This is a genomic window from Staphylococcus sp. GDB20D11A (assembly GCF_016893255.1).
Classification (GTDB): Bacteria; Bacillota; Bacilli; order Staphylococcales; family Staphylococcaceae; genus Staphylococcus; species Staphylococcus aureus.
Window position 1 is genome coordinate 1 of the sequence record NZ_JAFEPJ010000037.1, and the last position, 14,758, is coordinate 14,758.

The following is a 14,758-nucleotide window of genomic DNA, read 5'->3' on the forward strand; positions in this document are numbered from 1 at the left end:
AGTGGAAGTACGGGATTGACTGAATCAGCCGTAATTGAACCTACAAGTACAGATAGGGAGAGTACCATCATTAAAAGCCTAGTAGAACCCCTTTTTTCAGATTGAATCATTTCTTTAGATTTACTATCCTTTTTCATTTTATTTCCTCCTAAAATATATTGTGATTTTAGGAGGCTAAATCCACTGCTTTCACCATAAACCTCACCTCATATCTATTTATATTGTAAAACCAAATCAACGAACTCACCATATTTCTACAGCATGATTAAAGATTCGGTTCTCCAAACTAACTGAACTGATCAAACAAAAAAAAGGCACCAGTTTAACAACCGGTGCCTAATCATTCGTATGCATTTTTACAAATGCAATAGATTCATAAATTTTTGCCCATTATATAAAAGGAGGCAAAAAGTTTTCCGGTAGTGTTTCCATTTTTTGTTTTTGTGAAAAAGGACATACTGATCCCGTTGTACCTAAATCCCCTGAAACTTTTACATGCTTTCTAAACTCGACATTAATGAAATCAATTCCCATTACTTTTTGCCTCCTTTCTCATATTGTGATAATAACACAATTATAATTGATGAAAAAGAAATAATCAACCCTACTTTTTTGAAAACCAATTTAAAGCTTTACTACTTTTACTTACATAATAAAGGCAGGTGCAGTATAAACTTTTTTAAATAGGTCTTCTTTAACGAGCAGGTAGCGTCAGTTAAAGTAGATAATTTAAGATCGAAATCATATTATAGATATTCCGAAATTGGGCGTGATTGTTGCAGGTCAAAAGCTTAATTCCTCGATAAAATAAAAAGGAATTAGTTTTTTTATTTGTGGTACATTCTTCTGACCGTAATCAATTGTCATCTAATAATTACATTGTATTTTTTCATTTGATTTAACACGTTAAATATATGTTCTTAAAGTAAAAACATTGATGTTAATGGATTTTTAGTAATTTACTCTTGATAAAACCCGTTACCAAGTAAAGCAGATACGATGATGACAGACAGGATGAACAAATTATGTGAATTGATGGGGATTCCTTTAATTGATCACGTGATTGTGGGAGGAGATAATCGAGAGTTTTTTAGCTTCAAGGAAAAAGGGTTGATATCTAATCCAAGAATTACTTTGACGAACGACTATAAAACTCTAGACTTTCCATCCCCAATGATAGCTGAGCGAGGGAAGGTAAGGTGAATGTGAGTGGATGGAGGCAGATTTACAGAAGAAGAGCTGGCTATTGCAAAGAGTGTTGATTTAACAGCAGTAGCTACTAACCTTGGATATACAGTAAAACGTGTGGGTAGATATCACACGCTGAAGGAAATGGACTCTGTAAGAATTTATGATAAAAGTCATTGGTTTCGCTGGTCAAGGCAGTATGAAAAGGGAAGCAACGGTGGTTCACAGATTGATTTCCTTCGAGTTTTTGCTGGAATGGAAGTGAAAGAAGCAGTGTTTTGGCTTTTGGACTTTGTGGGTTATCAAAGAATGCAGGAAGATAACAGAATGTCAGAATTAATGTATCGGGTAGAACCAGAATCACCAAAGGTAAAAGAGTTTGTACTACCATTACCAGCTAGGGATAATTCTTATTTGTACTCGTATCTAAGGGAAGAACGCGGATTAAGCGATCAGGTCATTGACTATTTTATTGATAAGGATTTGATTTATGAGAGCAGACATTATCATAATGTGGTCTTTAAGGGAAATGACAAAGACGGAATGACTAGATTTGCAAGTATGAGAGGGGTTTTTGATAGGGAAGGTTCTTCATTTAAATGCGATGTTGCTGGAAATGATAAGAACTATGGATTTAATGTAACGAATGCAGAAAGTTCTGAACTGATTGTATTTGAAGCAGCTATCGATCTTATGAGTTATACGGATATTTTTTCTGATTTTGAAACAAATAAGCTTGCTCTTGGAATGCTTGCAGATGCTCCACTGATTATGTTTCTAACAGAGAATCCACAGATCTCATTCATACGGTTTTGCCTTGATAATGATGAGCCAGGGAGAAAGGCTTCATTGGAATTATGTGAGAAATACTATGGACTTGGTTATGAAGTGGAGGATAGTCCACCACCAATTGGTTTTAAAGATTATAACGAATGGCTAGTGGCAAAGAAACGAGATTTGGAATTTCCAAAGAACTGTTCAGAAAAAGGGATGCATGCAAAATAAGCAGATTACGGTTTGGATTTGTATGCAAAACATTTGTCTACAGGAATTCTCCTAAAAACCAATGTCTATTGTTTTGATTTGTATTCAAAATTTATGTCCAGTGTTTGGGATTTAAGTGATAGCAGAAAGTGCCATCAAAACGAGGCAGTGATAGCAGAAAGTGCACTCACAAAGCAAAAGTGATAGTAAAAAGTGCTATCACAATTATAAGGTAATCAAAGTTAGGAAAAGTCTATATAAAAAGTGATAGCAGAAAGTGCACTCATAATTGCCATGTGATAGCAGAAAGTGCATTCACAAGGCAAAAGTGATAGCAAAAAGTGCTATCACTCGTATATAGAAGGGGGTTTAGGGGATTTTCCCCTAACTAGATGCTTCGAAAGCCAGAGATGGCTTAGAAGCGTATCTAGCAGTGGACACCGGGAACTTTACGGGGGACATTAGAGCAAGGATAGAATTCACAAAGACAGATAAGGAGGTGCAAGGGAGTGATGGAACAGGAAATTGAATTATTTACAAAACCAGAAGAAGTGATTCAGTGGATACAGAAAAGTGGTTTGTCTTTTGATTTTTCGGTTGAAGATGCAGAGATTCTTCTTGGTTATTTGGAAGGTCATGATTATACCATTGGACAAGACAAAGAAGGGACTCTCTATCGAACAGATATTGCAGAGGTTCAAGGTGAGACGGAAGTGTATTCAATGGATGAGGTAATTGATATTGTCTGCCAATGGAATTATGAAAAGATTCTTGAGGAAGATGAAGGTCGTAATAATCCAAAGGATTTCATGGATTTTACAGAGCATCAAAAAGAATATGAGAAATTGAAATTGGATGAAATGCGATTAGACAGATTATTTGATATGACTCGATTTGGAAGAGAAATGGAAGCGTTAGCAGTTAAGCTTGCGAATGAGTTCATAGAGAACCTGAATCAGCATAAAGAGATTGATACAGCCGTGCGTGTAGTATCTGAAGGTATACAGCAGAATTCAACAGGTAACAGAGGAAGGTGAGGAGATGGCAGATAGTATTCATTGTATTAAGAAGACGTTGCGTTTGATGCCAGAAGAGGCTAAAATTCTGGCAGAAAAAGCAAAGGAAGCTGGGATGAATGAAGCAGAGTATGTGCGCTTATTAATCCGACAGAAGCCAAACGACTATCCTGAGATTCGTAAACTCTTAAAGACATTGATTAATGAAGTGAATCGGATTGGAATTAATATCAATCAGATTGTCTTCAATCATAATTCCGGGCTATATTCGGAGGATGATAAGAGTCGATTGGTAGCATATATGAGAAAGTTGAATTCTGCTGTGAATGAGGTGGTGATGCAGATTGGCAATTAGTAAGATCCTTCATATGAAAGACTGTGGAGGACATTTTCATGGAAAGCACCTGAAAAGTTCACTGGAGTATATTTTAAAACCAGAGAAAACACAGGATGGCAGACTGGTAGGAGCAATCAATTGTCAGGTAGATACAGCATTTGAACAGATGAAAGAAACGAAACGACTATTTGGAAAGATTGATAAGCGGCAGGGATATCATTTGATCCTTTCTTTTAAAGAAAATGAGGTCGATCCAGATACTGCAATGGAAATCACACAGAAATTCGTTCAGGAATACCTTGGGAAAGAATATGAAGCTGTATATGCGGTTCATGATAATACGGAACATGTGCATTCCCATATCGTTTTTAACAGTGTCAGCTTTGTTTCAGGTAAGAAGTATCGTTATGAAAAAGGGGATTGGGCAAGAGATATTCAGCCCATAACTAATAGATTATGCGAAGAGTATGGTCTATCCATCATTGATATTGAAGAAGGAAAGGGAGAACGGGCAAATGAGAATTATAAGGACTGGAGCGAATACCGTGAAGGAAAGTTTGTTTGGGCAGATATGATAAAACGCGATTTGGATTCTTGTATTATTCAGGCAAATTCTTTTGATGACTTTGTGGATTTATTGAAAGAGAAAGGCTATGAAACAAAGCAGGGAAAGCATCTTGCTGTAAAACCTCCAGGAATGACACGGTTTAAACGATGTAAGTCGCTGGGAGAGAATTACTCCGAAGAGCAGATTTGGGAGCGAATCAAGAAGGAAGACTTGGAATTCTATCAGGCGCAGAAGGAATTGGCAAAACCGCAAATTGTGAAGTGCTATATAAAGCGATATAGGAGAGCTAGAATGTCAGGTCTTCAAAAGCGATATTATGCAAGGTTATATCGGACTGGGCAGCTAAAGAAGAAGCCCTATAGTCAGGTGTGGAAATACAAGAATGACATAAGAAAGATGCATAAACTTCAGCAACAATATCTGTTTTTAGCAAGGCACGACATTCACAATGTGGTCGATTTGGAAGCAACGATTGAGAATCTGACGGATAAGAGAAAGGATTCTTCATTTGAAAAGAGTAAAGTATATCGGGCACGGCAGAGATGTGTAAACTTATTTTCTATTTTGGATGAGTTAGAAGTATTGAAACCGGCAGAAGAGTCTTTTCAAAAAGGAGATGATTTTTTTATCGATGAACACAATCAATGGACTTTATTGTCAGAGCAACTCCTTAGCGAGGGATATACTCTAGAGGAGGTGGAGAAATTAGGAAGCTTTTACAAGGAACAAATAGCTTCTACAATTGCGAAAGAGAAAGCAGTATTTCGTGAATTGAATCTTGGAAAGTCAATCTGGAAGGATCTGATTTCAGACAATACAGAAAAGACAAAACAGGAAGAAATCAGTAAAGAGAAAGAAATAGACAAAGACAGGAAAGAGCAGCCAAAACGATAGGCTGTTATTTTTATGTAGACAATGAGACAAGTAATGCATGCTTGCATGCAAATACATTTGACAAATGTCCATAGGAGAGACGAAAGTCGAGTTTTAGAAGGAGGTATTTATGGAACAAGCACTTAGTAAATCAGAAATCGGTAAGCATATTGACATTCTAAAGTCTGGAAAGCGATATGGTGAGGAAATTATAGCATTGATTAAGGATGATTTGGAATATGGTTTTTCAAAGGAACAGACAGAGTTGTATTTAAAGTCTGGTTACAACATTGGACAAATGAGGGTATATTCGGAATGTCTGCGTGATGGTAAATCGGAAGAGTTTTTATCCTTAATAGAACGAACAGAACTAACTGCACCTCAGATGCAGATAGCATTTGAATTCTATAAAAAGGGTGTACCGATTGAGACAATTGAAGAGGTTGTAGCAAGGAAGGAAACACCGATTGCTATGAAGACTGCTTTTAGTAAATTTTTAGAACAGATTCAGATGGTAAAGCAAGAGACGGCTACAGAACCAGAATATGTGCAGGAACTTGTCAAGAAGATGGAGGAGATTGTTAGTAAAATCTGTGTTCAGGAGCAGCGATACGATGCTTTGAATGAAAAGCTTACTATATTTGAATCTACGAAGGCAGATGAACAGATTAGGGAGAATCTTGTGAAAGAGAATGCTGATAAAGAGCAATTGTTAAATGATCAGCAGGACAAACTGAATCAAGCAAATTCAGCAATTTCTAGATTACGAGAACAGATAGAGTTTAAGGATAAGGAGATGAATCGTATGAGCAATCGCATTGAAACTTTAGAGGATAAATTGCTTCATGCCACGAATGTGAATACAGTTACATCTTCAGAACCAAAGAAGGAAGAGGAACAAAGCGTTCAAGGTGAGATCAAGAAAGAAGGTGCAGCTATGACACAGCAGACCATTTTAAAAGAACCAATTGGTATACCAATTTTTTATCAGGTGCCGGTCGTTGATATGCAGGGTAGAGTGGTTCAGAAAGTTCAGGTGGACAGATCAGAATCTAAAACCAATGGAGTGATAGCATTACTATCTAAACTATGCTTTAAGAAGAAATCCAGAGCGGATATCGTAAAGCTAGTTGCAAGTGGTGATCTGGCGCCAGCTCAGCTGATTCAGATTAAGAGTGGAATTGAAAAGGGTCTTACAGAAGGACAGTTAGTTGAACTGATTAATAATAATGTAGCAGCTGAGAAGATGAAAGAAATTATTGAAATTGCTGTTTTGGAAAACAGCATGGCATATTAGGAGGCATGTATGAATTTAGAAATCATAGAAGAGGCAGCGTTTGTTATGAATGAGGCAAAGCATCGTTTTACAGGATCTCAAAAGGAATTTGTAGTGCAGTTTGCTTTTAAAACTGCAAATAAGGACTTAACAAGCAAACTGATTGAAGAGCTTCGACAGTCAGAGAATGAAACACAGTCAGCTCAGATTATTCAGAACTATTCAGCGATGATTCAGGAGAAGCCAAATTGGGTGGCGCCGTGCTGAGTGGATATAATGCTTCACATTCTATTTAAAGTTTTCAACAGAAGTGCTGACGCTACCGACTGGTGCGCTAGCACTTTTTAATCTCGATATATCCCTTTTCAAAATATGTTATACTATATTATAAAATACTTTTGAAAGGTACAGACAAGGGTTGTCAAAACTATGAAGAAAGAAAGAATAAAAGAAATCTGCCATCTCGCACAGGTATTTCACTCAACCTATAAAATTTCAGTTCTAATAAAAGATGACAAGAATATAAACATAGCTCTTGGTAATATTGAAGTTGACAAGAATTTGTTTCCTATTGATTATGATATGAGCCAATATTGGATTGAAGATTTACCAGGATTCAGAATCGGAGTTCATCCTCTTGGTGCTGTCCGATGCACATTTGAATCTGATGATAAAGCAATGTACGTTCAGATTGGTCCAGTGATGGTAGAGAACATTAACCCATTGATGATTTATCAGGGAAGCAATGACAATGAATGGACTGTGCTCGATATCAGAAAGTTTAGTGAAATATGTGTGATGATGTATTACTTTGCATTAGATAAGAATTTATCTTTTTCTATTGAGAGTTTAGTGAATAAACTGGTACAATTTTTTTCGACTGATATCATGGGACTACAAACGTCTGAGCTTTCAAAGCGGACGATTGAACAAAGTTATCAGGACTTACGAACAAGACTTGAGCTTGTCCAAAATGGTGATATAACTACACTTAAACAGCTGAACCGGGATCAAGATTACCTTAATGCACTTTTTGAATTTTGTAATAATGAACAATCAACAAAATCCATGCTGACATTCTGTCTGTATCTATCGATGTACTATGCTATTGCTGGCGGTCTTCCTATTGAAATGTCAGGTGCAATCAGTAGCTATTACGGAAATCGCTTTAGTTCTCTGAGAAAAAGAGAAGAGTCCGTTGCTATGTATAACAGTATTTTGGAGCATTTCGCTTTAAGTACTGCAGATTATAGAGTATCTGGTGTCTCTTCAGACATAGCAAAAGCAGTCAGGATGATTAAAAGAAATATCAACCGTCAGCTCACCATTCAGTCAATATGCACAGAAATTGGTCTAAGTCAGTATCACTTCATGCGTAAATTCAAGATAGATATAGGTATGACTGTTGGTGCATACATTAAGAAGGAGAAAATAGCATATGCCAAATTTCTATTGGTATATACGAATCAGTCAATATCAGAAATTAGTGAATATCTTATATTTAACTCACAAAGTTACTTCACATCCGTGTTTAAAAAAGAAACAGGAAAAACGCCTTTTGAATATAGAAAGAGTGATTTGTAAAGCTGATGGCTAATGCAAAGAATCAATTGCGGCAATCCTTTTGTATCTTTTTCCAGTGTGGCTGCGGTTTCTGTTGACGGGAACAGCAGGGCATATGCGGAATCTGGTGTCGGATGAGATAACGGATCAGTTACTTTGTTTTTATCAGAAAAGGTGTAAGCTAAAACTTAGGTTAGCCATTGCGCTAGCGATTTGGTACAATAAGGGGGAAGTTGAATTATATTTGAAACGATAGGAGGGAGAAGCAAATGAAATCTACAACTAAAGTAACATTTAAAGAACTTCATGTATAGGTGGCTGTGACAAGCTTTACATGGAGTGGAATAATTATTGTCCGAAGCCACCTTTGCAATTGCTAGTACTTACGCAAAGGAGGATATGAAAATGCAATACAAAATAATTAATGGTGCCGTTTACTATGATGGTAATATGGTGTTGGAAAACATCGGTATTGAAATCAATGATAATGAAAAGATTGCTATTGTTGGTAGAAATGGATGTGGAAAAACAACCTTGCTAAAAGCTATTATAGGCGAAATTGAATTAGAAGAAGGAACTGGTGAAAGTGAATTTCAAGTAATAAAGACCGGTAACCCTTATATTAGCTATTTAAGACAGATGCCTTTTGAAGATGAAAGTATATCAATGGTGGATGAAGTCCGTACGGTATTTAAGACGCTTATTGATATGGAAAACAAGATGAAACAGCTGATAGATAAAATGGAGAATCAATATGATGATAAAATCATCAATGAATACTCTGATATCAGTGAAAGGTATATGGCTCTTGGAGGTCTAACCTACCAAAAAGAATATGAAACGATGATTCGTAGTATGGGTTTTACTGAAGCAGATGATAAAAAACCCATTTCTGAATTTTCAGGTGGTCAGCGAACTAAGATAGCTTTTATAAAAATACTTTTAACAAAGCCAGACATTCTATTACTTGATGAACCTACTAACCACCTTGATATAGAAACAATACAATGGTTGGAGAGTTATTTGAGAAGTTATAAATCTACATTGGTTATTATTTCCCATGATAGAATGTTTCTTAATCGAATTGTGAATAAGGTTTATGAAATCGAATGGGGAGAGACCAAATGTTATAAAGGTAATTATTCAGCCTTTGAGGAGCAAAAACGAGAAAATCATATCAAACAGCAAAAAGATTACGATTTGCAACAGATAGAAATTGAAAGGATTACACGCTTGATTGAACGTTTTCGTTATAAACCTACGAAAGCTAAAATGGTGCAATCTAAAATTAAATTATTACAGCGTATGCAAATATTAAATGCACCAGACCAATACGATACAAAAACTTATATGTCTAAATTTCAACCGAGAATCAGTAGTTCAAGGCAAGTATTAAGTGCTTCAGAACTTGTGATAGGCTATGATACTCCTCTTGCAAAGGTTAATTTCAACCTTGAAAGGGGACAGAAGCTTGGAATTGTTGGGAGTAATGGTATTGGTAAATCCACGTTGCTTAAAACACTTATGGATGGTGTGGCAGCATTGTCTGGAGATTTTAAATTCGGATACAATGTTGAAATTAGCTATTTTGACCAACAGCTTGCTCAAATCAGTGGAGATGATACACTATTCGAAATTTTTCAAAGCGAATACCCTGAGCTAAATGACACAGAGGTCAGAACTGCTCTTGGCTCATTTCAGTTTAGTGGAGATGATGTTTTTAGACCGGTGTCCTCTTTGTCAGGTGGAGAAAAGGTTAGATTGACATTATGTAAATTATTATATAAACGTACTAATGTTTTAATCTTAGATGAACCGACAAACCACATGGATATTATTGGAAAAGAGAATTTAGAGAATATCTTATGCAGTTATCAAGGTACAATTATTTTTGTGTCACATGATAGATATTTTACTAATAAGATTGCTGACAGATTACTTGTTTTTGATAAGGATGGTGTAGAGTTTGTACAATCTACTTATGGTGAGTACGAGAAAAAAAGGATGAATTCTGAAAAGCCATTTAATAACATTAAAGTTGAGCAGAAAGTAGAGAAAAATAACACAGTAAAAGGCGATCGTAACTCCATTGAGAAGGAGAAGGTTAAGAAGGAGAAACGAATTGAAAAGCTTGAAGTGTTAATAAATCAATATGATGAAGAATTAGAAAGATTGAATAAAATCATTTCTGAACCAAACAATTCTTCTGATTATATGGTACTGACGGAAATACAAAAATCAATTGATGATGTTAAAAGGTGTCAGGGTAATTATTTTAATGAATGGGAACAGTTGATGAGAGAATTGGAAGTTATGTAATTTTTGAGTTATGCAATAAGGATGTAAAAGTGTTAATGATACATTCTGGTTGTTGAAAATGTAAAAAAATTAATGAATTTTTATTAGATATAATCGCTATGTGAAGACCTTTTGAGTTTGCCGCATAGCGGTTTTTATTATCTATACTTTGGAATTGTCAAGAAAAGTGTAGTCGTATAAACTCACTAAATTTCCTTTGATTGTTATGCTGCCAGAAGTTGTTCTTCCAGCTGAACAAAATTATTACGATTTATATGAAAAGTTGTTGCCTGGATGCCAATTCCATAAAATGGGTTGGGCAATGGGGGTTGTCTGGACAAAATAACTTAAAGCTGTGGCTTTGAAAAGTTGAATTTGTGATTGTTTTCAGAGCTATCGGGTGCTTTAGTATAAATAACAATGAATAAAAAATCAGCCTGTATCTTATGTTACTATTAAGTAATTTAAGATACAGGTTTTACTATTTTTGAAATAAGTACCTTCCACTTCAAATACATGTATTCAAAGTGAAAGTATTGATTTAAATGATTCTTTTGTAATTTACTCTTGATAAAATGCTACGCCCTCTCCTGAAGATATCAATGTAACCGAACGGTTAATGCTCATCAGTGAAATGATGGGCATTTTATTTTATGACCATATTATTTTCTCCGATAGTAACACCTATTCCATTAGACAACATGATTTAAAGGTAGAGGTATAGCCGTATTTTGTCACTACCATTATTTCGTCACTTTCCAATATTTATAAAATCCCTTTATATCAATGTCTTCATCTAAAAAATATTTTTCACAACTTTTATTAAATATACGGAGAATTGACTTATTGTGACAATCCTATTTTGTAATATATAACTTAAAGGAGGTGACATATTGGATCGTGCATTTCGAATATTAACAATATACCATCGGTTACTACAAAATAAATCTGTCAACAAACAATCACTTACATTAGAACTTGAGACAAGCTCTCGGACGATACAAAGAGATATCGACGATATCAGAAATTTTTTATATGAAAGTAAATCATGGATCAGTACAACCAAAGAAATTACGTACGATTATAAGTCAGAAAGTTATAAGCTCGAACAAGATAAAGATGAAAATATGTATTTTATGTATGATATTTTGACTGCTTTGTACCTAACTACACCCAAATTAAGTCATTACTTTTATCAATATCTTAAATCATTAATCATCAGACATCATTCAGGTCATCGAACTACATTATTAAAAAATCTTAACCGCTTTGAAATTGATAAAAATCAAGCAGGTATTTCGTCATCATCATTAGCTGTTCAAGCAATGAACGAAAATAAATATCTTCAATACAATCAAAAATTATTATTACCTTTATCGATGTACTATCAAATGCATGCTTTTCACTTAGTATATCGAATGGACGATGAAATTTATATCGATGATATTAATCAAATAAATCTGAGTTTGTCTGAAAAATCTGTAGATACACATGAAAAATTAAAGTTACAAACCTATATCACGTTTGAAATTTCTAAAGATGTGTGGTTAAAAATGCATCGATATTATCAAATTCATGTAATAGAAAAATATGATACGCATTATCTTATTGTCACTTTCAAAATGACAAAACTCGAAGCGATTCAACTCTGTTTTATGTATCGATCCAATATACGTATCATTTCACCCCCTGATTTAAGAGAGCAAGTGATTGATGAATTACTTTTATTACAATCAACTTATTTAAAACAACAGATTCAAGAGTAAACAAAGCAGACAATGCTTTACAAATAATATTAATAATAATGAAAGGAATGGTAATCATGAGTAACATCATAAAAACGATAGGCAAAGGCATTGGGAAAGGTGTCGGTGCAGCAGCATATTATTCAGTTGCGACCGTTGGCGCAGCCATCGGTGCGATTTGGGAAACAACAGGCGATAGAGGTTTGATGAGAGACGCTTTAAGTGATAGTTCAAACCAAGACTTAATGGAAATATATGATATACAGAAGAAAGATGATGGTGATTACGATACTTATATTGCAGCTAAATCCTTATTACAAGAGAGAGGATTCACTTATAATCACGAAACGAACAAATGGGAAAAATAACAGGGAGTGAAATAAATGGAATTTGTATATTATGAAGCGAAATCTTTAAACGATTTTGAAAATGAATTGAAAACACTTGCTTTAAATAAAAAATATACATTCAGTAAGGATATTGAAGTCCTTAAAGAGGATGAAATTCTAGAAAAATCGAGTAGCCACGAACGCGAACTATTAAAAGTATTTACAGATAATGCGCAAATAACAACGTATCATTTTAAGAGTCATAAAAGTAATTACTTAATTATTATTGGAAAAAGAAAGACACCTAATGTCATAGGCTTAACAGTTATTTTTGATAAAAAACCTTTTAAACAAATGGGTAAAGCTGCATTAGGAACCTTAATAGGATTAACTGCTATGTCTGGAGGTAGTCTACTACTTGCCGCAGCAGGTCTAGGTATTATAGGTTCTTATTTCAAAAGAACATTCACAATAAAAGGACCACTAGGTAAAGAAATAGCAAGAATTATAGAAAATTACTTTGGTGAACCTGTAGAAATTAAAGCATAATACAGAAGTTACTATTTTTAAAAGCGCATTGATTTCAAAATGTGTTCTTTTTTTAAATTATTTTAACAATAAATATAGAAAAGCGTAGCAAAATAGATTAATATAAAATTAAAATAAATATAGAATGGGGATAATGATGTGAAGAAAGTTTTCGCCAGTTTAGGCGTTATTTTATTAGTTGCAGTATTGGGAGTTACAGTTGTATTTGCATATGGGAGTTATAAAGATTTAGAACTTAAAAAAGAAGAGTCTAAATTAGCTGACAAAAAGCAAAGTACTACAAATAAAAAAGAAAAGAATAAAGATAATCAAACTAATACAAATCAAGAACAAATAACATCTACAAATGAACAAAATATAGACAATTCAGATGACCCAAATAACATTATGAAAAATGATGCAAATGGTGATGGAGTTATTACTAGAGATGAAATGACACCTGAACTAGAGAAACTAGAAAAAGAAGGTAAATTCCAAGTAGCTACCAAAGGCATTGATACGAATGATGAGAAAAACGAAGACAATCAACCTAAATATACAGCAGAAGATGCTAAAAACATGTCTGATGATGAATTCTTAGATGCATATAAAGAAGGCATGAGTGAAGAGGAAGCTGCCGCTGTTGATAGTAGAGCTGAAGGTTCTGGAGATTATATTGGTTATTTAAGAGGACAAGTTGAAGCACGCGCCAATGGTCAAGGCGGCAATTATTAAATTTAAGGATGAAGAAATCATGAAAAAATTATTAAGTACAATAACAGTAATTGCCATCATTGGCATATTAGCAGCTGTTGGATTTTTTGGATACAACAAATATCAGGAAGTAGAGTTAGAAAAAAATAAATTACAAGCTCAGCAAAAAGAATATGACGACAATAATTCACAAAATATTAGTGAAATATCTAATAATGAGAATCAATCGAATGAAAGTCAAAATAATAGTCAAGAGCAATCTACAACAGAAGAAGATACAAGTGATGACCAACAGGTAACTAGAGATAATGTTTTTGATTATGCTATTGCAGCTGTAAACGAAGTAGGAGATGCAGACTTATTAAAATTCCAAGAACCGGAATACAATGGTTCAGAATGGACAATTAATGCAAATAATAAATCAGGGGCTGGCGCTAATACCATAGTAGTTAAAGATGATGGAACAGTTCAAATTTGGAATGGACCTAAAACAGCTATGGATCACGAAACTAAAATTAATTTATAAACAAGTGGATTAATAAGGTCTACATCGTACATTAGGATGATGTAGACCTTTCTTATTATGTCATTTTACTAACTGAAGAAATATTTAGTCACGATAATCAAATTCTTTACTCAAAAAGATATGAGATGAAAAGAAGCCTGTTTGTACAATAATAACGATGTATCCTCAATTAGATGGTGTATTATCACTTGATCTCACAACTGTTCTTATTCTCGATCAATTAGCGAATTCTGAACAATATGGCGATGTATACCCTGTAAATTTATTCTCTAATATCAAAACCCCTGAGAACCTTAAACATATCAAAGAACCCTATGATAAGCATACAGACATCCATTTGATGAAAGCAATTAGTGAGAGTGAAACAGTGATTCTAGCTTATGGAGCTTATGCGAAGCGGCCAGTTGTTGTAGAACGTGTTACACAAGTAATGAAAATCTTAAAACCTCATAAAAAGAAAATCAAAAAGCTCATTAATCCAGCAACGAATGAAATCATGCATCCTCTCAATCCTAAAGCACGTCAAAAATGGACATTAAAATAAAAAGGAGGATTATCTATGAACGATAACACCACGCAGTCAGATTGGAAAACGATTGCTAGTTGTTTAGCATCACAAAATTATGTATCAATAGTAAAAGGTTTAGTATATCATTTCGCAGCGATCGAGGACGAGGAAATACTTGATAAAATCTATGATGATTTTATGAATGATGACTCTATAACAACGGTACTTAACAATGATTTTCAAAATATTATTAATCGCTATTTAACAAAATGAAATGTATATTTCAATAAAAATAGAGCATCCTT

Annotated in this window: 15 protein-coding genes and 4 pseudogenes; 17 read left to right on the plus strand and 2 right to left on the minus strand. The window is 34.3% G+C overall.

Annotated elements, in window-relative coordinates; genetic code table 11:
* A pseudogene (locus JV528_RS14930) lies at window positions 1–137 on the minus strand (MFS transporter); the annotation flags it as partial.
* A 253-nt stretch (window positions 138–390) separates the two neighbouring features.
* Window positions 391–534 (minus strand): hypothetical protein, encoded by a 144-nt coding sequence (locus tag JV528_RS13805; RefSeq protein WP_002360221.1) that lies wholly within the window; start codon window positions 532–534, stop codon window positions 391–393.
* Window positions 535–984: 450 nt separating this feature from the next.
* Between JV528_RS13805 and JV528_RS13810 the strand changes: the two are divergent.
* The 17 genes and pseudogenes from JV528_RS13810 to JV528_RS13890 all read left to right on the plus strand — a co-directional run.
* Window positions 985–1,203: pseudogene (locus JV528_RS13810) on the plus strand (JAB domain-containing protein); the annotation flags it as partial.
* Between the two features lie 6 nt (window positions 1,204–1,209).
* Window positions 1,210–2,193 (plus strand): DUF3991 and TOPRIM domain-containing protein, encoded by a 984-nt coding sequence (locus JV528_RS13815; protein ID WP_002415362.1) that lies wholly within the window; start codon window positions 1,210–1,212, stop codon window positions 2,191–2,193.
* A gap of 488 nt (window positions 2,194–2,681) precedes the next feature.
* Entirely contained in the window at window positions 2,682–3,209 is a 528-nt protein-coding gene (locus JV528_RS13820) for a hypothetical protein (RefSeq protein ID WP_198052138.1), read from the plus strand.
* Between the two features lie 4 nt (window positions 3,210–3,213).
* A complete protein-coding gene (locus JV528_RS13825; RefSeq protein WP_089201990.1) occupies window positions 3,214–3,543 on the plus strand; it encodes a plasmid mobilization protein in 330 nt (109 codons plus the stop codon).
* A complete protein-coding gene (locus JV528_RS13830) occupies window positions 3,533–4,987 on the plus strand; it encodes a relaxase/mobilization nuclease domain-containing protein (protein WP_198472020.1) in 1,455 nt (484 codons plus the stop codon). The genes JV528_RS13825 and JV528_RS13830 overlap by 11 nt, the downstream gene beginning before the upstream one ends.
* A gap of 109 nt (window positions 4,988–5,096) precedes the next feature.
* Window positions 5,097–6,263, plus strand: coding sequence for a hypothetical protein (locus tag JV528_RS13835; protein ID WP_089201991.1), 1,167 nt, complete (start codon window positions 5,097–5,099; stop codon window positions 6,261–6,263).
* 9 nt (window positions 6,264–6,272) lie between these two features.
* Window positions 6,273–6,509 (plus strand): hypothetical protein, encoded by a 237-nt coding sequence (locus tag JV528_RS13840; RefSeq protein ID WP_159314662.1) that lies wholly within the window; start codon window positions 6,273–6,275, stop codon window positions 6,507–6,509.
* Window positions 6,510–6,671: 162 nt separating this feature from the next.
* Window positions 6,672–7,826, plus strand: coding sequence for a helix-turn-helix domain-containing protein (locus JV528_RS13845; RefSeq protein WP_002360186.1), 1,155 nt, complete (start codon window positions 6,672–6,674; stop codon window positions 7,824–7,826).
* A gap of 330 nt (window positions 7,827–8,156) precedes the next feature.
* On the plus strand, window positions 8,157–10,124 hold the full coding sequence (gene optrA / locus JV528_RS13850) for an ABC-F type ribosomal protection protein OptrA (protein ID WP_159314661.1): 1,968 nt from the start codon (window positions 8,157–8,159) through the stop codon (window positions 10,122–10,124).
* A gap of 553 nt (window positions 10,125–10,677) precedes the next feature.
* A pseudogene (locus JV528_RS14765) lies at window positions 10,678–10,827 on the plus strand (JAB domain-containing protein); the annotation flags it as partial.
* A 169-nt stretch (window positions 10,828–10,996) separates the two neighbouring features.
* A complete protein-coding gene (locus tag JV528_RS13860; protein WP_204168774.1) occupies window positions 10,997–11,869 on the plus strand; it encodes a WYL domain-containing transcriptional regulator in 873 nt (290 codons plus the stop codon).
* 56 nt (window positions 11,870–11,925) lie between these two features.
* Window positions 11,926–12,216: a hypothetical protein gene (locus JV528_RS13865; protein ID WP_031796673.1), complete on the plus strand. Its 291-nt coding sequence runs from the start codon at window positions 11,926–11,928 to the stop codon at window positions 12,214–12,216.
* Window positions 12,217–12,231: 15 nt separating this feature from the next.
* Window positions 12,232–12,726: a hypothetical protein gene (locus JV528_RS13870; RefSeq protein ID WP_204168663.1), complete on the plus strand. Its 495-nt coding sequence runs from the start codon at window positions 12,232–12,234 to the stop codon at window positions 12,724–12,726.
* Between the two features lie 138 nt (window positions 12,727–12,864).
* Complete coding sequence (locus tag JV528_RS13875) at window positions 12,865–13,440, plus strand: hypothetical protein (protein ID WP_031796675.1); 576 nt, start codon at window positions 12,865–12,867, stop codon at window positions 13,438–13,440.
* Entirely contained in the window at window positions 13,418–13,945 is a 528-nt protein-coding gene (locus tag JV528_RS14770) for a hypothetical protein (RefSeq protein ID WP_224057560.1), read from the plus strand. The genes JV528_RS13875 and JV528_RS14770 overlap by 23 nt, the downstream gene beginning before the upstream one ends.
* A 62-nt stretch (window positions 13,946–14,007) precedes the next feature.
* Window positions 14,008–14,489: pseudogene (locus JV528_RS13885) on the plus strand (DUF1643 domain-containing protein).
* Between the two features lie 15 nt (window positions 14,490–14,504).
* Entirely contained in the window at window positions 14,505–14,726 is a 222-nt protein-coding gene (locus JV528_RS13890) for a hypothetical protein (RefSeq protein ID WP_031796677.1), read from the plus strand.
* Window positions 14,727–14,758 lie beyond the last annotated feature (32 nt).